Source organism: Haloferax volcanii DS2 (assembly GCF_000025685.1).
Classification (GTDB): domain Archaea; phylum Halobacteriota; class Halobacteria; order Halobacteriales; family Haloferacaceae; genus Haloferax; species Haloferax volcanii.
Window position 1 is genome coordinate 2,344,931 of sequence record NC_013967.1, and the last position, 22,618, is coordinate 2,367,548.

At 69.2% G+C, this 22,618-nt stretch carries 24 protein-coding genes, 1 tRNA gene and 1 pseudogene; 14 read left to right on the forward strand and 12 right to left on the reverse strand.

Annotation, left to right across the window (positions count from 1 at the left end; all coding sequences use genetic code 11):
* Nucleotide 1: 1 nt before the first annotated feature.
* From HVO_RS16640 to HVO_RS16660, 5 genes are all read right to left on the reverse strand, one after another.
* Nucleotides 2–691 (reverse strand): DUF447 domain-containing protein, encoded by a 690-nt coding sequence (locus HVO_RS16640; RefSeq protein WP_004042419.1) that lies wholly within the window; start codon nucleotides 689–691, stop codon nucleotides 2–4.
* Entirely contained in the window at nucleotides 688–1,548 is an 861-nt protein-coding gene (locus HVO_RS16645) for a triphosphoribosyl-dephospho-CoA synthase (protein ID WP_004042421.1), read from the reverse strand. Before HVO_RS16645 ends, HVO_RS16640 begins: the two co-directional genes overlap by 4 nt.
* Nucleotides 1,548–2,339, reverse strand: a complete 792-nt coding sequence (locus HVO_RS16650; protein ID WP_004042422.1) for a tRNA-dihydrouridine synthase — start codon at nucleotides 2,337–2,339, stop codon at nucleotides 1,548–1,550. The genes HVO_RS16645 and HVO_RS16650 overlap by 1 nt, the downstream gene beginning before the upstream one ends.
* Nucleotides 2,339–3,331: a 2-phospho-L-lactate transferase gene (cofD, locus tag HVO_RS16655; RefSeq protein ID WP_004042423.1), complete on the reverse strand. Its 993-nt coding sequence runs from the start codon at nucleotides 3,329–3,331 to the stop codon at nucleotides 2,339–2,341. The genes HVO_RS16650 and cofD overlap by 1 nt, the downstream gene beginning before the upstream one ends.
* 105 nt (nucleotides 3,332–3,436) lie before the next feature.
* Nucleotides 3,437–3,634 (reverse strand): hypothetical protein, encoded by a 198-nt coding sequence (locus HVO_RS16660; RefSeq protein WP_004042424.1) that lies wholly within the window; start codon nucleotides 3,632–3,634, stop codon nucleotides 3,437–3,439.
* A gap of 126 nt (nucleotides 3,635–3,760) precedes the next feature.
* Here HVO_RS16660 and HVO_RS16665 point away from each other — a divergent pair, with 126 nt between their 5' ends.
* The 4 genes from HVO_RS16665 (at nucleotide 3,761) to HVO_RS16680 (ending at nucleotide 8,026) form a co-directional block, all read left to right on the forward strand.
* Complete coding sequence (locus tag HVO_RS16665) at nucleotides 3,761–4,933, forward strand: HD domain-containing protein (RefSeq protein ID WP_004042426.1); 1,173 nt, start codon at nucleotides 3,761–3,763, stop codon at nucleotides 4,931–4,933.
* Between the two features lie 83 nt (nucleotides 4,934–5,016).
* Nucleotides 5,017–6,237, forward strand: coding sequence for an HD domain-containing protein (locus HVO_RS16670; RefSeq protein ID WP_004042428.1), 1,221 nt, complete (start codon nucleotides 5,017–5,019; stop codon nucleotides 6,235–6,237).
* Between the two features lie 52 nt (nucleotides 6,238–6,289).
* On the forward strand, nucleotides 6,290–7,303 hold the full coding sequence (locus HVO_RS16675; protein ID WP_004042430.1) for an amidohydrolase family protein: 1,014 nt from the start codon (nucleotides 6,290–6,292) through the stop codon (nucleotides 7,301–7,303).
* A 153-nt stretch (nucleotides 7,304–7,456) separates the two neighbouring features.
* Nucleotides 7,457–8,026, forward strand: coding sequence for a universal stress protein (locus HVO_RS16680; RefSeq protein ID WP_004042431.1), 570 nt, complete (start codon nucleotides 7,457–7,459; stop codon nucleotides 8,024–8,026).
* Nucleotides 8,027–8,065: 39 nt separating this feature from the next.
* On the opposite strand, the gene HVO_RS16685 is transcribed toward HVO_RS16680, so the two are convergent.
* Both HVO_RS16685 and pccA read right to left on the reverse strand, forming a co-directional pair.
* Nucleotides 8,066–9,070 (reverse strand): biotin--[acetyl-CoA-carboxylase] ligase, encoded by a 1,005-nt coding sequence (locus HVO_RS16685; protein WP_004042434.1) that lies wholly within the window; start codon nucleotides 9,068–9,070, stop codon nucleotides 8,066–8,068.
* Nucleotides 9,071–9,138: 68 nt separating this feature from the next.
* A complete protein-coding gene (pccA, locus tag HVO_RS16690; protein WP_004042436.1) occupies nucleotides 9,139–10,938 on the reverse strand; it encodes a propionyl-CoA carboxylase biotin carboxylase/biotin-carboxyl carrier subunit in 1,800 nt (599 codons plus the stop codon).
* Nucleotides 10,939–11,135: 197 nt separating this feature from the next.
* On the opposite strand from pccA, the gene asd reads away from it, so the two are divergent.
* From asd to HVO_RS16710, 4 genes and pseudogenes are all read left to right on the forward strand, one after another.
* Nucleotides 11,136–12,170 (forward strand): aspartate-semialdehyde dehydrogenase, encoded by a 1,035-nt coding sequence (gene asd / locus HVO_RS16695; RefSeq protein ID WP_004042439.1) that lies wholly within the window; start codon nucleotides 11,136–11,138, stop codon nucleotides 12,168–12,170.
* Between the two features lie 111 nt (nucleotides 12,171–12,281).
* Nucleotides 12,282–12,804 (forward strand): annotated as a pseudogene (locus tag HVO_RS16700) (HPP family protein).
* Between the two features lie 299 nt (nucleotides 12,805–13,103).
* Complete coding sequence (locus tag HVO_RS16705) at nucleotides 13,104–13,373, forward strand: DUF7571 family protein (RefSeq protein ID WP_004042445.1); 270 nt, start codon at nucleotides 13,104–13,106, stop codon at nucleotides 13,371–13,373.
* Between the two features lie 109 nt (nucleotides 13,374–13,482).
* Nucleotides 13,483–13,809 carry a hypothetical protein gene (locus HVO_RS16710; protein ID WP_004042448.1) on the forward strand — a complete coding sequence of 109 codons (327 nt, stop codon included), beginning with the start codon at nucleotides 13,483–13,485 and terminating at the stop codon, nucleotides 13,807–13,809.
* An 18-nt stretch (nucleotides 13,810–13,827) separates the two neighbouring features.
* Here the strand turns inward: HVO_RS16710 and HVO_RS16715 are convergent.
* A tRNA-Pro gene (locus HVO_RS16715) sits at nucleotides 13,828–13,898 on the reverse strand.
* A 173-nt stretch (nucleotides 13,899–14,071) separates the two neighbouring features.
* On the opposite strand from HVO_RS16715, the gene HVO_RS16720 reads away from it, so the two are divergent.
* Nucleotides 14,072–14,356, forward strand: a complete 285-nt coding sequence (locus tag HVO_RS16720) for a hypothetical protein (protein WP_004042450.1) — start codon at nucleotides 14,072–14,074, stop codon at nucleotides 14,354–14,356.
* Between the two features lie 9 nt (nucleotides 14,357–14,365).
* On the opposite strand, the gene HVO_RS16725 is transcribed toward HVO_RS16720, so the two are convergent.
* The 4 genes from HVO_RS16725 to HVO_RS16740 all read right to left on the reverse strand — a co-directional run bounded on the left by HVO_RS16725 (nucleotide 14,366) and on the right by HVO_RS16740 (nucleotide 17,729).
* Nucleotides 14,366–15,235, reverse strand: coding sequence for an RNA-guided pseudouridylation complex pseudouridine synthase subunit Cbf5 (locus HVO_RS16725; RefSeq protein ID WP_004042452.1), 870 nt, complete (start codon nucleotides 15,233–15,235; stop codon nucleotides 14,366–14,368).
* A gap of 2 nt (nucleotides 15,236–15,237) precedes the next feature.
* Nucleotides 15,238–15,816 (reverse strand): (d)CMP kinase, encoded by a 579-nt coding sequence (gene cmk / locus HVO_RS16730; protein WP_004042454.1) that lies wholly within the window; start codon nucleotides 15,814–15,816, stop codon nucleotides 15,238–15,240.
* Nucleotides 15,817–16,034: 218 nt separating this feature from the next.
* Nucleotides 16,035–16,952, reverse strand: coding sequence for a DUF106 domain-containing protein (locus HVO_RS16735; protein WP_004042456.1), 918 nt, complete (start codon nucleotides 16,950–16,952; stop codon nucleotides 16,035–16,037).
* Between the two features lie 150 nt (nucleotides 16,953–17,102).
* Complete coding sequence (locus HVO_RS16740; RefSeq protein WP_004042457.1) at nucleotides 17,103–17,729, reverse strand: adenylate kinase; 627 nt, start codon at nucleotides 17,727–17,729, stop codon at nucleotides 17,103–17,105.
* A gap of 208 nt (nucleotides 17,730–17,937) precedes the next feature.
* Between HVO_RS16740 and HVO_RS21075 the strand changes: the two genes are divergently transcribed.
* The 5 genes from HVO_RS21075 (at nucleotide 17,938) to HVO_RS16760 (ending at nucleotide 22,492) form a co-directional block, all read left to right on the forward strand.
* Nucleotides 17,938–18,084 carry a hypothetical protein gene (locus HVO_RS21075; RefSeq protein ID WP_160162996.1) on the forward strand — a complete coding sequence of 49 codons (147 nt, stop codon included), beginning with the start codon at nucleotides 17,938–17,940 and terminating at the stop codon, nucleotides 18,082–18,084.
* Nucleotides 18,081–19,100, forward strand: a complete 1,020-nt coding sequence (locus tag HVO_RS16745; protein ID WP_004042459.1) for a YeiH family protein — start codon at nucleotides 18,081–18,083, stop codon at nucleotides 19,098–19,100. The genes HVO_RS21075 and HVO_RS16745 overlap by 4 nt, the downstream gene beginning before the upstream one ends.
* Before the next feature lie 91 nt (nucleotides 19,101–19,191).
* Complete coding sequence (locus tag HVO_RS16750) at nucleotides 19,192–19,587, forward strand: hypothetical protein (protein WP_004042461.1); 396 nt, start codon at nucleotides 19,192–19,194, stop codon at nucleotides 19,585–19,587.
* Between the two features lie 191 nt (nucleotides 19,588–19,778).
* Nucleotides 19,779–20,249: a universal stress protein gene (locus tag HVO_RS16755; protein WP_004042463.1), complete on the forward strand. Its 471-nt coding sequence runs from the start codon at nucleotides 19,779–19,781 to the stop codon at nucleotides 20,247–20,249.
* Nucleotides 20,246–22,492 carry an amino acid permease gene (locus HVO_RS16760; RefSeq protein ID WP_004042465.1) on the forward strand — a complete coding sequence of 749 codons (2,247 nt, stop codon included), beginning with the start codon at nucleotides 20,246–20,248 and terminating at the stop codon, nucleotides 22,490–22,492. Before HVO_RS16755 ends, HVO_RS16760 begins: the two co-directional genes overlap by 4 nt.
* The last annotated feature ends 126 nt before the right edge of the window (nucleotides 22,493–22,618 follow it).

Sequence of the window (22,618 nt, forward strand, 5' to 3'; positions counted from 1 at the left end):
ACTAAAACGATTCGTTCCGTCTCGCGGCCGCCCGCTCGCGCCAGCCCGTCAACTCGTCGATTCGCGCGAACGCCTCGCGCTCTCGTTTCCCGCCGCATTTCTCGACCGTCTCGGCGAAGTAGTCGAGTCGGGCCAACAGGTCGTCGGTGTCGAAGGCGGGCACGTCGAGCCGCGAGGCCGCAACCGTCGTGTCGATGACCGCGCCGAAGCCGCGGTTGATGGTGAACGGCCGGGTCCGCTCGACCGCGGCATCGACGGGCCGGAGCTCCCACGATTCCCACTCGGTCCCGCCGTCCTCGCCTGAATCGACCGGCGTCGCCTCGACTTCGGCCCACGCGTCGGCCGAGTCGAGAACGGGCGAGTCCCGCTCGTAGATGGTCATCGCGGCCTCGACGAACGCCCGCGGGTCGGAGACGAACTGGACGACGCCGCCGCCCTGCCGGTGGAAGTTCCGGCGAGTTCGGGTGTTGCCCCACGTCGTGGCGGTGGCGGGCGGCGGCGAGGGCGTGCTGGCAGGGGGGTCGCCGTCGGTCTCCGGTGCGTGGACGCCGAGCGCCGCGAAGTTCCACCGGTCGTTCGGCCCGAGCGTGGCGACGACCGTCTCGGTGACGCCGCGGAGTTCGACGGGCCAGTCGTCGCCGTCGCGGTCGCCGACGCGACGCCCCGCGTCTGTCGTCTCGTCGTCGCTCACAGCGGGACCCCCCGCTCCAGCGCGACGAACGTCGCCGCGCAGACGATGTCGGCGGTCGTGCCGGGGTTGATTCCCTCGGCGACGAACTCGTCGGCCAGTTCCTCGGCCTCGGCGAGGTCCGAGACCGCGGCCGCGCGGTCCATCACGTCGCGGGCGACGGCCTCGCCGTGGTTCGTCGCGACGAGCGTGTCTGGTTCCTCCGCGAGCAGGTCGAGAAACGCGCGAGCGACGCGGTCGGTGACGGGGCCGTCGTCCGCGAGGACGGCCTCGGCCGCACGGAACGTGCGGGCGAAGCCGCCGGTCCACTCGCGGGCGTTGGCGTCGCGATCGGCGCTCAGGGCCATCACGTCGTACAGCGTGCATCCGCGGTTTCGGAGCGCCTCGGCCGCGTCGCCGCCGCGCCGAACGTCGAGGTCCGGGGCGTCGTCGGGCACGTCGCCGACGGCCACGTCGACGTGTTCGAACGCGCGGTAGAACCCGACCGCGTCGGCGACGGTGGTCGACTCGGCCACGGCGGTCGCTCCGGCGGGCGAGAGGTCGCGGTCGTCGTCGGCCGCCGCCCGGACGAGCGGGACGAGAAGCAGGAGACAGCCGAACTGGGTGTTGCCGCCGCCCTGTCGACTCATGCCGGCAACCGCCTCCTCGAACGCCTCGCCGACCGGCGCGCCCGATTCGGCCAGTTCGAGGCCGGCCGCGGCACCGACCGCACCCGTGAGGAACTGTTCGAAGTGCAGGTCCGAGAGGTCGCGCCGGCGGTCGACGTTGCCCGGCTTGGGCGTGCCGGCGACTTCGAGCAGGAGCGCGAGTTCGGCGTGCCGCGCGGGGCCGAACCCGCGGTCGGAGACGGGCGCGACCATCAGGCGGACACCTCGCTTTCGTCGCCCGACTCGGCGGCGTCCTCGCGGCCGGCGAACCAGTCGTCCACGGCGGTTCGGACCCGGCGGAGGACCCTTGGATTGTCGCTCGGCCGCCCGACGCTCACGGCGTCGGCCCCGTAGTCGAGGTACTCGGTCGCTGTCTCGCGACCGCGGACGCCGTTGTTGGCGACGAGAAAGAGGTCGGGCGCGGCGGCGGCCACGTCGGCAATCACGGCCTCGGAGTCCATCGCGTCGACGTGGAGCCAGTCGGCCCCCGCGTCGGCGAGGGTGGCCGCGAGATTCGGGTGGTCAACGCCGTCGATTTCGGCGCGGACTTTCGCGCCGACGGATGCGCCCGACTCGGCGGCCGCGGCGACGTACGCGGCCAGCCGGTCGGAATCGCGCAGGAGCGTCTCGCCGCAGCCGACGGCGCAGAGTTCGTCCTGTCGGCAGTGGGCGTTTATCTCCACGCCCGCGCCGCGGTCGGCGCAGACGGCGGCGACCGCCCGAATCGGGTCGGGCGAGGTCGCTCTGACGTTGACGGCGACGAACCGGTCTTCCCCGCCGAACTCGTCGAGGGAATCCAGTTGGGCGGCGACGAAGCCGACCGGGTCGTCGGCGAGGAACTCCGAGCGTCCGCGGGCGACGAGGTCGCGGGCCGCCGCCTGTGCGGGCTCGTCGAGGGCGACGCCGCCGAGAAACGCCGCGCCGGCGTGGGGGGCCGCGGCGTCGGCCCACGCGGCGTCGGACTCGCCGCTGAGGCTCGCAACGGCGACCCGCGGGGCGAACATCACGACACCTCCGCGAGCGCCTCGGAAACGGCGCGGGCGACGCGCTCGGCGTCGTCGGGACCGTCGATTCGGGTGTCGGTCCTGACGACCGGGCGGTCGAGGTCGGTCCCGTCGTCAGTGTCGAGGACGAACGCGTCGGCGAAGGGGTAGGCCGCGGCGACGCCCGCGGTCGACGGCTCGTAGCCGACGCCCGCCATGAGGTCCGCGGCGGGGCCGGAGAACGCGGTGTCCTCCACGAACGGCGAGACGGCGACGACCGGCGTGTCGTCGAGGGCGTCCGCGAAGCCGTCGATGGCGAGCATCGGCCCGATGCTCGTGACGGGGTTCGAAGGGCCGACGACGACGGGCTCTTCGAGGGCGTCGGCGACCGCGTCGGTGATTGTGGCGTCGTCAGCGCCGCGGAACTCCACGTCGCGGACGGCGGGGTCGGCGCGGCGGTGGACCCAGTACTCTTGGAAGTGCATCGTCCCCTCGTCGGTGTGAATCAGGGTGGCCACGGGGTCGTCGCTCATCGGGCGGAGCGACACGTCGAGGTCGAAGGCGTCGGCGAGGGTTCGCGTGACCTCGGTGAGCGTGTTCCCCTCGTCGAGAAGCGAGGTGCGAGTGATGTGGACCGCGCGGTCGCGGTCGCCGATTTCCATGAACGCCGCGACGCCGGAGAAGCGCCGCCAGCGGGCGATGTCGCGGCCGGCCGTCTGGGCCGACTCGGGGAGGTATCGCGGGCCGGATTCGAGGCCGGCCGCGTCGGCGAGGCGGTGGAGCTCGTCGTCGGTCGCGGTGGTGTCGCCGGCGATTCCCCACCAGCGGTCGGTGTCGAGGACGCCGCCGCCGGCGAAGAGGACGGTGTCCACGTCGGGACAGACGAGGTGGCCGCCGAGTTCCACGTCGTCGCCGGTGTTGGCGACGACCGTCGTCTCGGCGGGGTCGAACACCCCGGCGGCCCCGTCGAGGAGTTTGGGGGTGCCCGTCCCCCCGGCGAGAAACGTAACCATGGTGCGCCGTACGGCGAGTGTCCGTTTGAAAGTTCCTTCACCGGAGACGCCGGCCGGTCGCGGACGACGAGCGCGGGACGGCCGCGGAGACCGGCGAAACCCTCGTCAGCGACCGCCGCGAGTAGCCGAAAAACCGGTCGTCACGGCCGCGCCGAGGCCGAAGACGACGAACATCGCGCGCCCGGCGGTCGCGCCGGTCAGGGCGCTCACGGCGGCCAAGTACCCCGCGAAGACCACGAACAGGCACGCGAGGCCGAGGAGAGCGTAACCGAGGGCGCTTCCGAGGGCCGAGCGGAGACTCATAGTCCCGCATCGTCGCCCCCGCGTGAAACGGTTTGTGGGCGCAGCGGCTTCCGAGTCGTCCCCGCCTTTCGACCCTCCGACGACGCGAATGCTCGGCTATTTGATGCCTCTCGCACAACACCCGCTATGACCGCCGTCAAGGACAGCGTCCACGACTACATCTCGCTCGACCCCGTGGCCGCCGAACTGGTCGACACGCCCGCGTTCCAGCGGCTTCGACACATCAAACAGCTCTCGACGGTCCGGCTCGTCTACCCCTCCGCGAGCCACACGCGGTTCGAACACAGCCTCGGCGTCTACCACCTCGCCTCCCGCGCCCTCTCGCATCTCGGCGTCGACGGCGACCGCGCCGCCCACGTCCGCGCCGCCGCGCTCCTCCACGACATCGGCCACGGTCCCTACGGCCACCAGACCGAGGACCTCATCCGCCGGCGGACCGGCCGCGACCACGACGAGATTCACCACCTGCTCGACGGGACCGCGGTCGGAGACGTGCTGACCGACCACGGTCTCGACCCGGACCGCGTCGCTGACATGGTCGACGGCGCGGGCGGCCTCGGGCAGTTGGTCTCCGGGGAGTTGGACGTCGACCGGATGGACTACCTCGTCCGCGACGCCCACCACACCGGCGTCCCCTACGGCACTATCGACCACGGCCGCCTCGTCCGCGAACTCCGGTACCGGGACGGCGAACTCGTGTTGGCCGAGGGGAACGTCCAGACGGCGGAATCCCTGCTTCTCGCCCGGGCGCTGATGAACGCGACCGTCTACCGCCACCACGTCTCCCGCATCGCGGGCGCAATGCTCGAACGCGCCTCCGAGCGCCTCGTCGACGACGGCGTGCCTATCGAGTCGTTCGTCCGGATGGCCGACCACGACCTGCTCGTCGCCCTCGGCGAGCGCGTGCCCGACCTCGGCCGCCGAATCGAGCGCCGCGACCTCTACAAGCGGGCCGTCTGGGCACCAATCGACGCCGTGCCGACCGACGTGGTCGAACTCGGTTTCGAGGGGACGCGGGCGGCCGAGCGGGACATCGCCGACGCCGCCGACGTGCCGCCCGAGTCGGTCATCGTGGACGCCCCGTCGCGGCCGCGAATCAAGGAGTCCCGGTCGCGCGTCGTCGTCAACGGCGTCGTCCGACGCCTCGAAGACGCCTCCGAACTCGTGGGCGCGCTCCGGTCGGCCGAGCGGACGCAGTGGCGACTCGGCGTCTACGCGCCCGAAGCAGTCCGCGACGAGGTGGCCGCGGCCGCCGTGGACGCCCTCGGACTTCCGGTTCGCGTGACGACGCCCACCTGAGAGCGGAGGCATACCGCCCCACCCCAGCCCACCCCACTCTACCCCACCGACCTTTTTCACCGATGGCGGCCGATTCACCCACAATGACGACCATCAAGGACAGCGTCCACGACCACATCGAGGTCGAGGGCGCGGCCGAAGCCCTCCTCGATACGCCGGAGATGCAGCACCTCCGGCACATCAAGCAGTTGGGAACCGTCCAGCTGGTCTACCCTTCCGCGAACCACACGCGGTTCGAACACAGCCTCGGCGTCTACCACCTCGCCTCCCGCGCCCTCTCGCATCTCGGCATCGAGGGCGACGCCGCCGCCCACGTCGAGGCCGCGGCGCTCCTCCACGACGTCGGCCACGGCCCGTACAGCCACAACATCGAGGACGTGACCCATCGCCACACCGGCAAGTACCACGACGACGTGGAGGGACTCGTCGCCCGCGGGACCGTCGGTGAGACGCTGGAGGACGAGGGGCTGGACCCCGAACGCGTCGCCGCCTTGGTCGAGGGCGACGGCGAGTTCGGTCAACTCGTCTCCGGGGAGTTGGACGTAGACCGGATGGACTACCTCGTCCGCGACGCCCACCACACCGGCGTCCCCTACGGCACTATCGACCACGAGCGCCTGATTCGAGAGCTGACGTTCGTCGACGGCGAGTTGGTCCTCGCGGAGGGGAACGTTCAGACCGCCGAGTCGCTGCTTCTCGCCCGCGCGCTCATGAACCCGACCGTCTACCAGCACCACGTCGCGCGCATCTCGAAGGCGATGCTCCGGCGCGCGTCGGAGAGACTGCTCGACGAGGACATCGACGCCGAGGAGCTTCGCCGGATGGACGACCCCGACCTGCTCGTCGCGCTCCGCCTCACCGACTCGACGAGCGCCTTCGCCGAGCGGCTGGCCACCCGCGACCTCTACAAGCGGGCCGTCTGGGCGGAGCTGCCGAACGTCCCCGACTCGATTATCGACGCCGAACACGACGCGCTCGCGGCGTTCGAGCGGGACATCGCCGCCGCCGCCGACGTGTCGCCCGAGTCGGTCATCCTCGACGTGCCCTCGCGCCCGTCGATGACCGAGTCGTCGTCGCGGGTGATGGTCAACGGCGAGATGCGGCAGTTGGAGCGCGAGTCGCCGCTCGTGCAGGCGCTCCGGACCGCACAGGAACAGCAGTGGCGACTCGGCGTCTACGCCCCGCGCGAGGAGACGGAGCGCGTCGGCCGCGCGGCCGCCGACGTTCTCGGCCTCGACGTGGACGGTGCGCTCGTCGCCGAGGTCAGAAGCGGCCTCAACGCGACGCTCGACGAGTTCGAGTAGCCGCCGTCCCGAGACGGGAGGTTCAAGCACCGCCGAGACGCAGTCGAGAGCGATGCAACTCGAGGGTACGATACTCCGCGGCCGCGACTTCGACCCGGTCGAGGGGCGGGTCGTCGTCGAAGAGGGCACGATAACCGCAATCGAGGAGACAGCGACCGAGTCGACGGACATCATCCTGCCCGCGTTCGTCAACGCCCACACCCACCTCGGTGACTCCATCGCCAAGGAGGCCGGCGAGGGGCTGTCGCTCGAAGACCTCGTCGCGCCGCCGGACGGGCTGAAACACCGGCTCCTCCGCGCAGCCAGCACCGGGGAGAAAGCCGCCGCGATGCACCGGTCGCTCCGCATGATGGAGGCCGGCGGCACGGCGGCCTGTCTGGAGTTCCGCGAGGGCGGCGTCGAGGGCGTCGACGTCATCCGGCGGGCGCTCGACGGCCGCGACATCGAGGCGGTCGTTTTCGGGCGCGAGACGGCGGACGCGATGGAAATCGCAGACGGCTTCGGCGCGTCGGGCGCGCGGGACGGCGAGTTCGGCGCGCTTCGGAACGCGACCGAGGCCGCCGGAAAGCTGTTCGGCATCCACGCGGGCGAGCGCGACGCCCACGACATCAACGCCGCGTTGGACCTCGACCCGGACTTCCTCGTCCACATGGTCCACCCCGAGGCGCTCCACCTCGAACGCGTCGAGGACAGCGAGATACCCATCGTCATCTGCCCGCGGTCGAACCTCGTCACCGACGCGGGCGTCGCGCCGATTCGCGAACTGGTCGACCGCACCACCGTCGCGCTCGGCACGGACAACGTGATGCTCAACAGCCCCTCGATGTTCCGCGAGATGGAGTTCACCTCCAAGCTGGCGGACGTTTCCGCCGCCGAGGTCCTCCGCATGGCGACCGTCAACGGGGCCGACATCGCCGGGCTGAACTACGGCCTCGTCGAGGAGGGGCGCGACGCCAAGCTTCTGGTCCTCGACGGCGACACGGACAACCTCGCGGGCGTCGAGGACGTGGTCCGCGCCGTCGTCCGCCGCGCCGGACAGGCGGACGTGAAAGACGTGTATCTCTGAGCCGGGCAGCGGACGCATCGCCGGCTCACGACCGCCGACCCGCGACCGTCGGCCGTTGGGCCGCGAAACGCTCACGAACGCCGACCTATTCTCGCAGTACTCCTCCCGTAGCAAAGGGTTATTACCGACCCGGGGGGTATGTTATCAAGTGTCATGATGTTGTACGACCGAATCATCGTTCCCATCGACGGTTCCGCCGGCTCCGAGCGCGTCGCGGTCCACGCGGCGGCGTTAGCGGCCGTCCACGGTGCGGAACTCCACGGTGTGTACGTGGTGAACGCCGGGAGCTTCGCGGGGCTCCCGATGGAATCGTCGTGGGAGGGGCTCGACGACATGCTGCGCGCCGACGCCGAAGCGGCGCTCGACAAAGTCGAGCGCGCGGCCGAGTCGCAGGGCGTCCCCGTCGAGACGCACGTCCTCGAAGGGACGCCGAGCCGCGAAATCGTCGAGTTCGCCGAGCGCGGCGAGTGCGACCTCATCGTGATAGGGACCCACGGGCGCGGCGGCATCGACCGCCTCCTCCTCGGCTCGGTCGCAGAAAAGGTCGTCCGCGCGTCGAAAGTTCCCGTCCTGACCGTCCGCATCGAGGGCGGCGACGACGCGGACGAGCACGCCGTCGAGGTGCCGGACGACGCTGCGCCGGAGACGCCCATCGATTCGCCCGCAGAGGCGGAGGCGGACGCGCCCGCCGATTCGACGGCGACCGCCGACGGCGGAGAGTAGCGGAACAGCAGAAACAGCGGTGCAGGTTCGGTCGCGGATTCAGCGCCCGTCGTCGGCCGGGCGCAGGTGTTCGCAGTCGCCGGCGTGGACTCGTTTTTCGCCCGCGTCGGTGCTGACGACGAGCGTGCCGGGGTGTTCGATATCGACGGCGTCGCCCTCGATGACGCCGCTCGCGGTGTGGACGCGGACCCGCCTGCCGAGCGTGTCCGCCCGCTCGCGCCACGCGGGGAGGACGGCGTCGAGGTCGCTGCGCAGTGCGTCGAAGCGTTCGAGCACCCGCTGGACGAACACGCGACGCTCGACGGGGCCGGCCTCGGCGGCGACGCTCGTCGCGACCTCGGGGAGCTCCGCGGGGTCGAGGTTGACGTTGACTCCGGGGCCGATGACGAGCCACGAGACGCGGTCGGCCTCGCCCTCCATCTCGGTGAGGATGCCGCAGAGCTTTCGGTAGCCGCGGTCGTCGGGCGCGTCGGCGTCGGTCGAACGGTCACCGGCGTGAGCCGGTGAACCTCCGCTCGCTTCGCTCACGATGACGTCGTTCGGCCACTTGATTTTCGCGTCAACCCCGGCCTCGCGCGCCGCGTCGCAGACGGCGACGGCCATCGCCAGCGTGTACAGCGGGGCGTACGCCGGCGGTTCGTCCGGGCGGACGAGCAGACTCAGCCAGACGCCGCCGTCCGGCGCGGACCACTCCCGGTTTTTCCTGCCTCTGCTGGCGGTCTGCTCGCGGGCGACGACGACCACGTCGCTCGCGCCCTCGGCGGCGAGGTCGCGGGCGCGGTCGTTCGAGGAGTCGAGCGTCTCGTGGAACTCCACGTCGTAGTCGGCGTCGAGGCCGTACTCGATTGCCGGGGCGCCGTACTCCGGCACGTCGGTGACGACGTAGCCGTCGCCGGCGCTCTCGACGCCGAACCCCTCGTCGCGGAGCGCTTCGACGTGCTTCCAGACGGCGGCGCGGGAGACGCCCAGTCGGTCGGCGAGGTCGGGCCCGGAGACGGGGCCCGCAGCGAGTGCGTCGAGGAGGGTGCGTCGCGTGTCGCTCATGGTGGTCGGTACCGGCGCACGGGAAAAGAGGTTCGCGGTTCAGCGTTGGGTTCGACGCTCCGAGCCGACTATTCGAGGACGAGCAGCACGTCGCCCATGTCGACGCTGTCGCCCTCGGAGACGAGCACCTGCGAGACGGTGCCGCCGCGCTCGGCGACCACGTCGTTTTCCATCTTCATGGCTTCGAGGATGCAGACGGTGTCGCCGGGTTCGACCTCGTCGCCCTCCCCGACTTCGACGGAGAGGATGGTCCCCTGCATCTCGGCGGTGACGGACTCGCCGTCGCCCTCGATAATCTGCTGGGAGTCGTCGTCGCCGTCGTCGCGGCGCTTGCGCGGGCCGGAGGAGTTCGAGCCGCCCGTCGAGGCGTCACCGACCGGGATGGCGGGCGCGCCGCGCTCTTCGAGGCTGACCTCGAAGCGCTTGCCGTTGACCTCGACGGTGAAGGTGCGTTCCGTGACCTCGTCGTCGTCGTCATCGTCGGCGACGGCCTCGGGCGACCAGCGCTCGACGGCGGCCTGGATGCGGTCGGGGTCGAGCACCTCGTCGAGGTACTTCGTCGTGTGGCTCCCCTCGCGGAACGCCTCGTCGGTGAGCATCAGGCGGTGGAACGGGATGACCGTGCGGAGCCCCTCGATGTCGAACTCGGCGAGCGCGCGCTCGGCGCGGGCGAGGACCTCCTCGCGGTCCGAGGCGGTGACGATGAGTTTGGCAATCATCGAGTCGTAGTCGCCGCCGATTTCGTCGCCCTGGCGGACGGCGTCGTCCATGCGGACGCCGATGCCGCCCGGCGGGTCGTAGGTCGCGAGCGTGCCCGTCGCGGGCGCGAACTCTTTTTCGGGGGCCTCGGCGTTGATGCGGAACTCCATCGAGTGGCCCTCGATGTCCACGTCGTCCTGCGAGAAGTCGAGTTCCTCGCCGGCGGCGACGCGCAGTTGCCACTTCACCACGTCGAGGCCCGTCACTTCCTCGGTGACGGTGTGTTCGACCTGGATGCGCGTGTTGACCTCCATGAAGTAGAACTCGCCGTCTTCGACGAGGAACTCCACGGTGCCGGCGTTGGTGTAGTCGGCGGCGCGGACGCCGCGGCGGGCGGCCTCGCCGATGCGCTCGCGGAGGTCGTCGGACAGCGCCGGCGACGGGGCCTCCTCGATGACCTTCTGGTGGCGGCGCTGGAGCGAGCAGTCGCGCTCGCCGAGGTGGCGGACGTTGCCGTGCTCGTCGGCGAGAATCTGCACCTCGATGTGGCGCGGCGCTTCGAGGTACTTCTCGACGTAGACGGAGGCGTTATCGAAGTACGCCTCGCCCTCGCGCTTGGCCGTCTCGAACTGCTCGTCGACCTCGTCCTCGGAGTGGACGACCTTCAGGCCGCGGCCGCCGCCGCCGCCTTCGGCCTTGATGGCGACCGGGTAGCCGAACTCGTCGGCGACGGCCTTCACGTCCGCGGCGGAGTCGGCGGGCTCGGTCGTCCCGGGGACGACCGGCACGTCGGCGTCCTGCATGAGCGCGCGGGCCTTCGTCTTCTCGCCGAGGCGCTCCATCGCGTCGGCCGACGGGCCGACCCACGTGAACTCGGACTCCTCGACTTTCCGGGCGAACGTGGCGTTCTCCGCGAGGAAGCCGTAGCCGGGGTGGATGGCGTCGGCGTCGGCCTTTCGCGCGGCCTCGATGACCGACTCGTGGTCGAGGTAGGAATCGGCCGCGCGGGCGGGACCGATGTTGTACGCCTCGTCGGCGTACCGCACGTGCCCGCCGTGTTTGTCCGCCTCGCTGTACACGGCGACGGTTCGGACTCCGAGCTCCTCGCAGGCGCGCATGACGCGCACCGCGATCTCGCCTCGGTTGGCGACGAGAACCTTGCTGAACATTTGCGGTAGTCTTTCAGGGAACCACACGTTATTCTATCGATTTTCCCAACGCACGTCGGTGGCCGATTCGACAGACGACGATTTACGTGTTCGACCGTGAAGGAACGGCCGAGATTACAGTTCTCTGGCACTATACGCCGCGAATACTGGTTCAAATCCAAACGGCCTTATGCGTGTGCCACACTACGACACGGGTAATGGCAGTACGAGTCGGCATCCTCGGTGCAACCGGCGCAGTCGGACAGCGATTCATCCAGCTTCTCGACGACCACCCAACGTTCGAACTCGCGGCGCTGACCGCGAGCGAAGAGAGCGCGGGCAAGCGATACGACGAGGCCGCGAAGTGGCGCGTCAACACGCCCATCCCGGACGACGTGGCCGCGATGGAAGTCGGCAGCACCGACCCCGCGGCCGTGCCCGATGACATCGACCTCCTGTTTTCGTCGCTCCCGTCGTCGGTCGCCGCCGAGGTCGAACCCGCGTTCCTCGAAGCGGGCTACGTCGTCTCCTCGAACTCCTCGAACGACCGCATGGCCCCCGACGTGCCGCTCACGATTCCGGAGATAAATCCGGAGCACCTCGACCTCATCGAGGTCCAGCGCGACGAGCGCGGCTGGGACGGCGCGCTCGTGAAGAACCCGAACTGCTCGACCATCACGATGGTCCCGACGCTCGCCGCGCTCGACCAGTTCGGCCTCGAACGCGTCGACGTCACGACCCTCCAAGCCGTCTCCGGCGCGGGCTACGACGGCGTCACCTCGATGGAGATTATCGACAACGCCATCCCGCACATCGGCGGCGAAGACGAGAAGATGGAGACGGAGTCCCGCAAGCTTCTGGGCTCGTTCGACGGCGCGGAGGTCGCGCTCCACGGCGCGGAGGTCAACGCCTCGTGTAACCGCATTCCGACGCTCGACGGCCACCTCGAAAGCGTCTTCGCGGACCTCGCCGACGACGCCTCCCCCGAGGACGTCGCCGCCGCGATGCGCGAGTACCCCGGCGTCGACCTCCCGAGCGCGCCCGAACAGCTCATCCACGTCTTCGAGGACGAGTTCCGCCCGCAGCCCCGCCTCGACCGCGACCGCGGCGACGGGATGCAGATTTCGGCCGGCGGCATCCAGTCGACCGACCACGGCGTGAAGTACAACTGCCTCGCGCACAACACGATTCGCGGCGCGGCCGGCGCGTCGGTCCTCAACGGCGAACTGCTCGCCCAAGAGGGCTGGATTTAGGCTCTCCTCGCCCGTCGGCGTCGCTTCCGGGCCGGCGCTCGGCGTCGCCGCCGACGCCGTTCCCGCTCGAATTAGACAGCGTTTTCCCCCGACGCCGACAGAGCGTGTCGCATGTCTCGTCGCGGCCTCGAAACGGGGCTCTCCGCCGGCCTGCTCGTCGCCGCGCTCGGCGGCGTCGCGTGGGCCACCGGCCAGCCGTTCGTCTTTCCGAGCCTCGGCCCCACGGCGTTCGCGCTGGCGTTTCGGCGGCGCGGCACGCGCCCCCGCTCGACTCGCATCGTCGGCGGCCACGCCGTCGGTGCCGTCGTCGCCTTCGCGGCCTACGCGCTCATCGCCTCCGGCGTGACGATTAGCCCGTCACTGTCGGTCGCATCGACGGACACGTTGCGGTTCGTCACGAGCGGTGCCATCTCGGTTGCCGCGACGAGTTGGGGGGATGGTCGAACTCGACGCGGTCCACCCGCCGGCGTGCGCGACGACGCTCATCGTCTCGCTCGGCCTGCTCTCGACGCCGCAGTCGGTCGCGACCATCGTCGCGAGCGTCGTGATTCTCGTAGGGGCACATCAGGTGGCGGACGCGATGCTCACCGAGATGTACGGAGACGACCCCGCCGACATGGGCGCGAGGAGCTGAACTTCGGTCCTCGGAGCCGGTACGCGAACCGGTAGATGCGGGAGAATGGGTGTGTGGTGGGTGACTGATTCCGTTCGCCACCCCCGATGTGCCTCTGACAGCAGCAAATACTAACTCGTCACCGAGTTACTTATGAATTCTGTGAAACACGTTCGCACCGGGCGCGCTAGCGTCGCTCGCGCGTACTCGTGACAGTATCCGTTCTCGGGGACGGTCCCCCTCGGCCGATATTCCGCGTCAAGAGACACCGGCGACGACAGGTATATGTGGCATGGTCTCAATTGACACGCTGTATCGCTATGAAGCCGTGCCACAGCTGTCAGGCGGTTATCGACGAGTACATCCTGGACAAAAAGCTCGAAGTGCTGCGCGACCTCACGGTTGACGACTTCAATCTGTGTGCGGACTGCACCACAGTCGTCGCCGATGCGTGCGTGGAATGCGGCGGTGGCGTCTATGTCCCGCGGGGCGAAACGACGGTCCCCGACTACTGTCCGGCGTGCCGCGCGGACCTCATCCGGCGGACGGGGAGCGACCCCGGCTGGACCTGCGATGCCGTCTCGACCTGAATAGCGGTTCTCGACCGATTTTTTGCGGCTGTTGCCCGTGAGTGACGAGGATTCGGGCTGTTGGTCTCGCAGTCGCTACGAGGTTTTTCTCCGACGAGAGAGCTGTTGTATGGCTGAAAAGGATATGGTCGAGTTCGTCGAGGAGTGGCAACAGGGCGCGTTTCTCGTCCTTGGTTCGGCGCTCGGCGGCGGCGTCTCCGCCGTGTTCGCCGGGTCGGTGCTGGCGTTTCTGGCGTTTTCGTATCTGTTCTACGGGAGAGGAGCGTCGGGTGGTGCGGTCGGCCGTCCCGTTGCCATCCGAGCCACTCAGTCGATACGTGAACGAACCACCACCGCACTCAGGTACTGCACCGCGAGGCGAGCGAAGCGAGCCCTCGCGGGACGTTTTTGGTCCAGCTTTTTGCGAGGAGACTGTCGCTCAGAGAGCGACAGTTGACGAACTAAAAAGGTGGTATGGGACCGCTGAGAGTCGAACTCAGGTCCTACCGACCCCATCGGCAGAGGATACCACTACCCCACGGTCCCGGGGTGCATTCAAACCGATGCGTGTCTCGCGGTTAAGCCCTTCGTTTCGTCGCGGCGACGCGAGGCGCTGGCGTGCCACGGTATCGCACCGTCGTCGTGCGGTTCGAACCCCTCCGGCTCGTCGACGCTGCCCCGCGAGTACGCTTTTGTCGCTCCGCGGGCAACAACGGTGTATGACTCTGCCCCTCCAGAGCCTCCCGCTCGGACTCCTCCCGTTCGTCGCGATGCTCCTCGTCTTCGTCGCGTTGGGCGTCGCGGCCGTTCGGTGGTGGTCGATACGCCGCGGGAGCGAGTCCGAACCGTCGGCGGACCGCTCCGAGGAGTCGCACGGCTACCCGCTGGCGTCGTGGCGCTACGTCTACGACCTCGACAAATCGGACGCCAAACGGGAGGTCGCGTCGGTCAACGAGCAGGCGGAGACGCTCGCGGACGCGGACAAAAAGCGCCGGAGAAAGTAGCATCTCGCTTCAGACTAACACGGCTTCCAGCGAGACGACCTCGCCGGAGTCGGCGTCGGCGTCGCCGACGAGTTCGCCCAGACAGACGGCCGAACCGTCGTCGGTGAAACAGGCGACGAGGTCGCCGCGGGCGGCGTCGGCGTCGACGTCGAAGACGCCGGGGGCGTAGACGGGCGCGCCGTTGGCGACCTCGCGGGCCGCGCTGTTGGCGATGGTCACGGACGGGAGGTGCGACAGCGCTCGCTCGGCGGGCGAGACCACGTCGCGCAGCCACGACTCGTCGCCCTCCGCGGCGAACGCGAGGGCGTCTTTGAGGTCGTGGAGCGTCGCGAGGTCCGCGTCGTCGAAGGGGTCGGTCGCGGTCCGGCGCAGGTGGCCCATGTGGCCGCCGGTGCCGAGCGCGAGGCCGAGGTCGTGACACAGCTTGCGGATGTACGTGCCCGACTCACAGCGGATGCGCAGGAGCGCCTGTCTGTCTTTCACTTCGAGGAGGTCGAGGTCGTGGATTTCGCGGACGCGGAGGCGGCGCGAGACGGCGGACTTCCGCGGGGGCTTCTGGTAGAGCTTCGATTCGAACTCGGCGACGGTCGAGTCGATGTCGGCCGACGCGGGGCCGTGGAGTTCGAGCACGGAGACGTACTCTTTCGAGCCTTCGAGGAACACCTGCGCCATGCGGGTCGCGTCACCGAGGAGCGTGGGTAGACAGCCGGTCACCTTCGGGTCGAGCGTTCCCGAGTGGGCGGCGCGGTCGACGTCGGCCATGTCGCGGACCCAGCCGGTGACCTGGTGGGCCGACGGCCCCGGCGGCTTGTCGAGGTTGACGACGCCGAACGAGAGCAGGTCGCCGACGCTGCGGTGTTCGGGCGGGTCTCGGAGCATGGTCAGAAGTCGTAGCGGACGCCGTCGACCGGGTATTTGCCCTCGTCGGCCTCGGGATCGTACGCTTCGACGACCGATGTGATGATCTCAGAGACCTCGTGTTCTCCCCACCGGGCAGTATTCAGCGAGATGTCGTAGATAGAGAGGTCGGAATAGTCGATGTTGTAATATTCCATGTACCGCTTGGCCTCGCTCGCCTCGCGGGTCGTCGTCTCCTCGCGGGCGACGTCCACGGGCTTGCCCTCGCGGTCGGCGATACGCTCGGCGCGGACGTCAACGGGGGCGTCGAGCCAGAAACGGAGGTCTGCGGCGTCGCCGGCGAGCCAGCCGGCGAGGCGAGATTCGAGGAGCACGTCGTCGCGGTCGAGCGCGATGTCGCGGAGGCGGCGGTCGAGGTCGCGGTCGATTTGGTCGTCCTCCTCGGCGAGTTTGTTGAACTCGACGGCGGTCATGTCGCGCTCGGCGGCGAGCTCGCGGAAGATGTCCCCGCCGCTTATGTGTTCGAGGTCGAACGCCTCGGCGAGCGCGGCGGCGGTCGTACTCTTTCCGCTGCCCGGTGGTCCGGAGACGGTCAGTAACATATCCATGCTGGGTGCGGTCGGCTAAAAGGTGTTATCGTTGCCGACGACCCCTGCGGAGGGTTCTCACGGGTTCGGGCGGAGCCTCGCGGCAGCGCACCGAGGGAGCATCCGGCGGCTGATGCGCGGCTGGCGAGGGTCGGAACGGAGAGAGAAACGAGGTTGCTTCGAAGCGGGTCGATTCGACTCGAATCGCCCGGGTCGACTGTCGCCCAGTTGGCTTACGACGCCGACGGCGACATGTCGATGTTCAGGCTCTTGCGGATGATCTGGGTGAAGCCCATCGAGCAGAGGAAGTACCAGACAATCCACGCCTGCATCGGCCCGAGGACGCCCTGCTTCCACCCGACGGAGCCGACGAGCGGGAGCACGATGTTCTCGGTGACGATGTGCGGGTCGGAGCCGCCACCGACGCCGATGGCCCAGTACATCCAGAGGAACACCGGGATGGTGAGGAACATGATCCAGACCATCGGGCGGAACTGCTCTTTGAACATGCCCATCTGGTCGCCCATCGCCTCCATCTGCTCTTCTTGAATCTTTTCGAGCTCCGCGTCGTCGCCGCGCTCCTTGGCGTCCTTCTGTCGCTGTTGGATGTCCTTCATCCGCTCTTGGTACTTGCCCATCTTCTCCATGTCCATGAGGTTCGCCTGCAAGAGCGTGGAGTAGAGGCCGGTCGCGAGCGCGAGGACCATCACGACGGCGTAGAACGGGAGCATCTCGGCCAGCGGGCCGAGCGCCGCGTCCATCACGCCGCCGATGACGTTCCGAACCTCGGAGACGGAGTAGCCGAGGAACAGGCCGACGGTGACGACGGCCGCGCCCTTGTCGTACTTCGACCACGACGAGTCGCCGGTGTCGACGTCGGTCGACGAGGACGACGAGCCGCCGGAGCCGGACGTGTCGTCTTCGAGGCCGGCGCGGGTCTCCCCCGCGTCGGCGAGCCGGAACCCCTCGTCGCCGTCGACGAGGATACCCTTCTCGATGAGGCGACCCCACTGGCCGCTCGTGAGCTCGTCGCGGACGTCGGCCCACTCGACTTCTCCGTCGTCCGCCCGGTCGAGGACGGTTTCGACGGCGGCGCGCATGTCGGCGTCGGAGCCGACGAGGTCGCGCACCCGAGATTCGATTCGTGCCATTACCGGCTCTTTAGCAACCGGCTGTTATCAAGGTTTTACTCTGCGGACGACAGCGAGCGCGTCGGCGGCGACGCTGGCGCTCCCGTTTCGTCGGTAAAAAACGTCGCGCCGAACTGCGTCGATGAGGCGGTTCGCGCGTCGAGTCCGCGTTTACGCGTCGTCGACGACGGACTGGATGTCCTCGAAGACCTCGTCGGGGGTCTGTTCGCCGTCGACCTCGACGAGGACGCCCTCGTCGCGGTAGTGCTCGATGACCGGCTCGGTGTTCTCCTCGAACACCGACAGGCGCTCGCGGACGGTCTCTTCGGTGTCGTCGTCGCGCTGGACGAGTTCGCCGCCGCAGTCGTCGCAGACGCCCTCCTCTTCGGGCTGGTTGAACTTCACGTGGAAGTTCGTGCCGCAGTCGTCGCAGACGCGGCGGCCGGTGAGGCGCTCGACGAGTTCGGACTCGGCGACGTTCAGGTAGATGACCGCGTCGAGGTCGGTGATTTCGGTGAGGTACTCCGCCTGCGAGAGGTTCCGCGGGTAGCCGTCGAGGACGTAGCCGTCGGCGTCTTCCAGCGCGGCCTCGACGATTTCGTTGACGACCGCGTCGGGGACGAGTTCGCCCTTCTCCATGAACGAGCGGGGCGTCCCGTACTCGGTCTCCATGTCCTTGTTCGCGCGCAGCGCGTCGCCGGTAGTGACGTGTTCGACGCCGTAGGTCTCGGCGAGTCGCTTCGACTGTGTGCCCTTACCTGCGCCCGGCGCTCCGAGCAAGAGGATGCGCTTTGCCATATCTGACCACATCCGGCGAGAGCATATAGTGTTGAAGATACGTACTGAGTTCTGCGACGACGATGGTCAGAGGAACAAGAAAATGTTGCTCCTTGTTCGCCGTCCTACCGCTCGCTCGGCCGTCTCACCGCGGTGTTCGAGGTATTTGTTGCCGGTTTCGCAGACGGAAGCGACACGTTCAACGGCGCGGCCCTCGTGACTCCGGCAAATGCGCGATTCGTCCCTCATGCGCGACGCGCTCGGCGCGACCGCCGTCGAGCGCGCGTACAGGCTGTGGTGTACGCTCGAACGCGGCTGGCGCGCGACCGCCCTCGGTCTCGTCGTCGTGACCGTCCTCGCGGCGCTCGGGCCGTGAGCGCCGGGGAGGGTTCGGACGCCGGCATCGGTCGGCTCGCGCGACTCGCCCCCGGCGTCGGCGTCCTCGTCGCTCTCGCGGGGGCGGCGGCGCTCGTCGCCGGCTTCGTCCCCGGCGTCAACGCGCTCCTGCTCGGCGTGCTGTTCGGGGCCGTCGTCGCCAACACGGTCGGCGTCCCCGACTGGGCGCGCCCCGGCGTCGACACGCAGAAGCTCCTCCTCGAAACGGGTATCGTCCTGCTCGGCGCTCGCATCGCAATCGACGAACTCGTCGCCTCCGGACCGGTGCTCGTCGGGCTCGTCGTCGTCACCGTCGCCGCCGGCGTCCTCCTCGTCGAGGCCGTCGCCGGGCGCGTGTTCGGCCTCGCCGACAAGACCGGGTCGCTCCTCGCGGCCGGCGCGAGCGTCTGCGGCGTCTCCGCGGCCACCGCCATCGCCGGCACCATCGACGCCGACGGTGAGTCCCTCACCCACGTCGTCGCCGCGGTCCTCCTGTTCGACGCGCTCACGCTCGCCGCGTTCCCCATCGCCGGCGACCTGCTCCCGCTGTCCGGCCGCCAGTTCGGCATCTGGGCCGGCCTGAGCATGTTCAGCACCGGCCCCGTCACCGCGGCGGGCTTCGCCCACTCCGAGGTGGCGGGCCGCTGGGCGACCGTCACCAAACTCGCGCGCAACTCCATGCTCGGCTTCGTCGCCGTCGCCTACGCGGTTCGCTACGCCGGCCGCGCCGAGGAGGCCGCGACCGGTCTACGGGCCGTCTTCGACGGCGTTCCCCGGTTCCTCGTCGGCTTCGTCGCCGTCGCCGCCGTCGCCAACCTCGGCCTGCTCTCGGACGCGACGCTCGCCACCGTCGGCACCGCCAGCGACGCCCTGTTCGCGCTCGCGTTCGTCGGCCTCGGCCTCGACGTTCGACTCGACGCGATGCGGCGGACGGGCGCGGCCCCGCTCGCCGTCCTCGGCGTGCAACTACTGACCGTCAGCGCGCTCGCGCTCGCCGCGGTCCTCGCGCTGTTCTGATGCGCCGGCGGCCGTCTCGGTCGCCGTCCGACTGACGCCGCACCCGCCCCGACGCGGGTCGCTTTTGTACCGCGCGGCTGTATCGACCCGCATGACTCGATTCGAGGCCGACACCGCCCGCGAGCGCCGGAAGCTCTTCGCCGACGCCGTGTCGGCGCACCGCGACCGCGGCAGCGCCTTTCTCACCATCGAAGCCGAGCGCCTCGACGACATCGACGGCGAGGGGCCCGGCCCGTGGATTCAGTTCGCCGACCAGACGTTCAACATGGACGTGACCGAAGCCGAACTCGACCGGCTCAAGGGACTGCTCTCGGAGTTCCCCGAGTTCCGCATCGACCAGTTGGAGAGCCCCGAGGAGGCCGAGGGGACGAACGTCCGCATCACCGCCCGCTCGGACGCCAACCGCCTCGCCGGCTTCGCTGACCGCGTCTTTCAGGCGGTCTACGGCCGCGACGAGGGCTACCGGGCGTGGGTCACCGCCGTCTGAGGCCTCCGTCTCTCCCGCGTCGATTCGCCCGACACCGTACCCCGGTTTGCGAACTTCTAAACCGATTGGCGCACAATCCCGGCACATGAATTCCCGACGGTCACGTTGTGAATCGGGCGCAGTCGTCCCCGCACAATCCCGTTCCGCCGGGCGGAACCGCTTTTGTCACACCACTCCCGTGGGTTCGACAGATGACTGAACACGTCGAACCGCTGTTCTCGCGTCCCCTGCTGCCGATTGCGAACGCGGACGACGCCGAGCTCACCTGCGCCGCGGCGTTCCCGCGCATCGCCGCGGCCGGCGGTCGGGCCTCCGTCGTCCACGTCATCGAGAAGGCGGGCGGCGCGCCGGACAAAACCAGCGTCGAACAACGCGAGGAGGTCGCCGACGAACTGTTCGATGTCGCCCGCCGCGCCGCGGACGACGCCGGCATCGACCTCCACACCGACCTCCGGTTTGCGACCGATGTCGGCGACGCCATCCTCGAAGCCGCCGCCGAGGCCGACGCGACGGCAATCGTCTTCACCCCGCGCGGCGGTCGCTCGTGGTGGGACCTGTTTTCGGGCGCGGTCCGCGACCAACTGGTCCGGCACAGCGACCGCCCCGTGGTCGTTTTGCCGGCCGGAGCGGACGACGACGGCGACGCCGGGGGTGAAACATGACCGACGAGGAACTCGCCAAAGACCTCGGACCCGTCGCCGCGCTCACCATCGGCGTCGGAACGATGATCGGTGCGGGCATCTTCGTCCTCCCCCGCGAGGCGTACGGCATCGCCGGCCCGGCCGTCGTGCTCTCGTTCGTCGTCGGCGGCGTCATCTCGCTTTTCACGGCGCTGTCGGCGTCCGAACTCGGCACCGCGATGCCGAAAGCCGGCGGGAGCTACTACTACGTCAACCACGCCCTCGGCCCGCTTTTCGGCTCCATCGCGGGCATGGGCAACTGGATGGGACTGGCGTTCGCCTCGGCGTTCTACGTCATCGGCTTCGGTGACTTCCTCGTCAGCGTCGTGTCGATACCGGCGGTGAGCCTCGGCGTCGTCTCCCTGTCTTCGGTGCAGGTGGCCGCGATACTCGCCGGCCTCCTGTTCATCGGCGTCAACTACGTCGGCGCGAAGGAGACCGGTGCGCTCCAGGTCGTCATCGTCATCACGCTCGTCGTCATCCTGACCGCCTTCTCGATACTCGGCTTCCTCGAAGCCGACCTCACGACGCTCCGCCCGTTCGCGCCGAGCGAACTCGGCGGCTACGGCGCGGTGCTCCCCGGCACGGCGCTCGTCTTCGTCTCCTTCCTCGGCTTCGCGAAAATCACGACCGTCGCCGAGGAGATAAAGAACCCCGGCCGCAACCTCCCGCTCGCGGTCGTCGGCTCGGTCGTCATCGTCACGACGATGTACGCCATCCTGATGATCGTCATGGCGTCGGTCAAGCCGTGGCAGGAGCTGTCGGCCGCCGGTGCCGACCCCGTCGTCGAGGTCGCGCAACTCTCGTTCGAGTCCGCGCTCGGCCTCGGCGGGCTCGGGGCGGGGCTCATCATCTTCGGCGGCCTCCTCGCCACCGCGTCGAGCGCGAACGCCTCCATCCTCGCGTCGTCGCGCATCAACTTCGCCATGGGCCGCGACAAACTCGTCACGGCGTGGCTCAACGAGATTCACCCGCGGTTCGCGACGCCGTACCGCTCCATCGCGGTCACGGGCTTCATCATCGTCTTCTCGCTCGTCGCCGTCGACGACATCAAGGTGCTGGCGAAGGCCGGGAGCGCACTCCACCTCATCGTCTACGGGCTTCTCAACCTCGCGCTCATCGTGATGCGCGAGTCAGACGCGCCCGACTACGACCCCGAGTTCACGGTTCCGCTCTACCCGATTACGCCGATTCTCGGTGCGGTGTTCTCCTTCGGACTCATCGCCTTCCTCGACCCCATCGAAATCGGGCTGTCGGTGCTGTTCGTCGTCTTCGGTATCGTCTGGTACCTGTTCTACGCCCGCGAGCGCACCGACAAGCGGGGCATACTCTCGCGGTACGTGCTCTCTCGGTCGAGCGAGATGCCCGACGCCGCGGTGTCGGCGGCTTCGACGGTCCAGCCCGACGGCGGCTACCGCGTCATGGTCCCGCTTTCGAACCCCGAAAGCGAGCGCGACCTCGTGTCGCTCGGCGGCGCGGTCGCCAAGGCAAACGGCGGGACGCTCGTCGGCGTCCACATCGTGAAAGTGCCGGACCAGACCGCCCTCGAATCGGCCCGCGAGGAGTACGACTTCGCCGAGGCCGACCGCCTGCTCGAACAGGCCCGCGTCGACGCCGACGAACTCGACGTGGACATCGAGACTCACACCGTCCTCTCCCACCGGTCGTTCGAGGAGGTGTTCGACGCGGCGGAGACGTACAACGCCGACCTCGTCGTCATGGGCTGGGGCCCCGACAGCCACGGGTCGCCCGGCCGCGCCGAAAGCGCGGTCGAGGAGATGACCAACGCGCTCCCCTACGACGTGTTGGTGCTGAAGGACCGCGGTTTCGACCCCTCGAACGTACTCGTGCCGACCGCCGGCGGCCCGGACTCCGACCTCTCGGCGTCCATCGCCTCGGTCCTCCGCGAGTTCTGCGACGCGGAAATCGAACTCTTGCACGTCGCCGACGACGCGGCCGAGGGCGAGCGTTTCCTCCGGGAGTGGGCCGACGAACGCGACCTCGGGGGCGCCACGCTCACCGTCGAGACCGGCGACGTCGAGGCGGCCATCGAGTCCCACGCGACCGACGCGTCGCTGCTCGTCGTCGGCGCGACGGAACGCGGCCTCCTCTCGCGGCTCGTCGGCGGAACCGTCGTCATGGACGTCGTCGACGACGTGGAGTGTTCGGTGCTCATGGCCGAACAGAGTCGCGCTCGGAGCATCAGAAAGCGCCTGTTCGGGTAGTCCGCTCCGCCCCGCTCCGACCCGCTCGCGCCCCGATCCGACTCGCCCCGCTCCGCACCCCTCTCACCGCCCTTCGCCGTCCCGTCAGCCCCGCGGAACCGACTCGCTTCTCGCGGACCGCGGACG

What these genes read in the sequence shown, in the direction of transcription:
- cmk (WP_004042454.1), bottom strand. Translation starts at nt 15,816, where the DNA reads ATGTTACTGACCGTCTCCGGACCACCGGGCAGCGGAAAGAGTACGACC.
- HVO_RS16660 (WP_004042424.1), bottom strand. Translation starts at nt 3,634, where the DNA reads ATGAGTCTCCGCTCGGCCCTCGGAAGCGCCCTCGGTTACGCTCTCCTC.
- HVO_RS16685 (WP_004042434.1), bottom strand. Translation starts at nt 9,070, where the DNA reads ATGAGCGACACGCGACGCACCCTCCTCGACGCACTCGCTGCGGGCCCC.
- HVO_RS16670 (WP_004042428.1), top strand. Translation starts at nt 5,017, where the DNA reads ATGACGACCATCAAGGACAGCGTCCACGACCACATCGAGGTCGAGGGC.
- asd (WP_004042439.1), top strand. Translation starts at nt 11,136, where the DNA reads ATGGCAGTACGAGTCGGCATCCTCGGTGCAACCGGCGCAGTCGGACAG.
- HVO_RS16735 (WP_004042456.1), bottom strand. Translation starts at nt 16,952, where the DNA reads ATGGCACGAATCGAATCTCGGGTGCGCGACCTCGTCGGCTCCGACGCC.
- HVO_RS16665 (WP_004042426.1), top strand. Translation starts at nt 3,761, where the DNA reads ATGACCGCCGTCAAGGACAGCGTCCACGACTACATCTCGCTCGACCCC.
- HVO_RS16675 (WP_004042430.1), top strand. Translation starts at nt 6,290, where the DNA reads ATGCAACTCGAGGGTACGATACTCCGCGGCCGCGACTTCGACCCGGTC.
- HVO_RS16755 (WP_004042463.1), top strand. Translation starts at nt 19,779, where the DNA reads ATGACTGAACACGTCGAACCGCTGTTCTCGCGTCCCCTGCTGCCGATT.
- HVO_RS16680 (WP_004042431.1), top strand. Translation starts at nt 7,457, where the DNA reads ATGATGTTGTACGACCGAATCATCGTTCCCATCGACGGTTCCGCCGGC.
- HVO_RS21075 (WP_160162996.1), top strand. Translation starts at nt 17,938, where the DNA reads ATGCGCGATTCGTCCCTCATGCGCGACGCGCTCGGCGCGACCGCCGTC.
- pccA (WP_004042436.1), bottom strand. Translation starts at nt 10,938, where the DNA reads ATGTTCAGCAAGGTTCTCGTCGCCAACCGAGGCGAGATCGCGGTGCGC.
- HVO_RS16710 (WP_004042448.1), top strand. Translation starts at nt 13,483, where the DNA reads ATGGCTGAAAAGGATATGGTCGAGTTCGTCGAGGAGTGGCAACAGGGC.
- HVO_RS16750 (WP_004042461.1), top strand. Translation starts at nt 19,192, where the DNA reads ATGACTCGATTCGAGGCCGACACCGCCCGCGAGCGCCGGAAGCTCTTC.
- HVO_RS16725 (WP_004042452.1), bottom strand. Translation starts at nt 15,235, where the DNA reads ATGCTCCGAGACCCGCCCGAACACCGCAGCGTCGGCGACCTGCTCTCG.
- HVO_RS16705 (WP_004042445.1), top strand. Translation starts at nt 13,104, where the DNA reads ATGAAGCCGTGCCACAGCTGTCAGGCGGTTATCGACGAGTACATCCTG.
- HVO_RS16650 (WP_004042422.1), bottom strand. Translation starts at nt 2,339, where the DNA reads ATGTTCGCCCCGCGGGTCGCCGTTGCGAGCCTCAGCGGCGAGTCCGAC.
- HVO_RS16740 (WP_004042457.1), bottom strand. Translation starts at nt 17,729, where the DNA reads ATGGCAAAGCGCATCCTCTTGCTCGGAGCGCCGGGCGCAGGTAAGGGC.
- HVO_RS16720 (WP_004042450.1), top strand. Translation starts at nt 14,072, where the DNA reads ATGACTCTGCCCCTCCAGAGCCTCCCGCTCGGACTCCTCCCGTTCGTC.
- HVO_RS16645 (WP_004042421.1), bottom strand. Translation starts at nt 1,548, where the DNA reads ATGGTCGCGCCCGTCTCCGACCGCGGGTTCGGCCCCGCGCGGCACGCC.
- cofD (WP_004042423.1), bottom strand. Translation starts at nt 3,331, where the DNA reads ATGGTTACGTTTCTCGCCGGGGGGACGGGCACCCCCAAACTCCTCGAC.
- HVO_RS16760 (WP_004042465.1), top strand. Translation starts at nt 20,246, where the DNA reads ATGACCGACGAGGAACTCGCCAAAGACCTCGGACCCGTCGCCGCGCTC.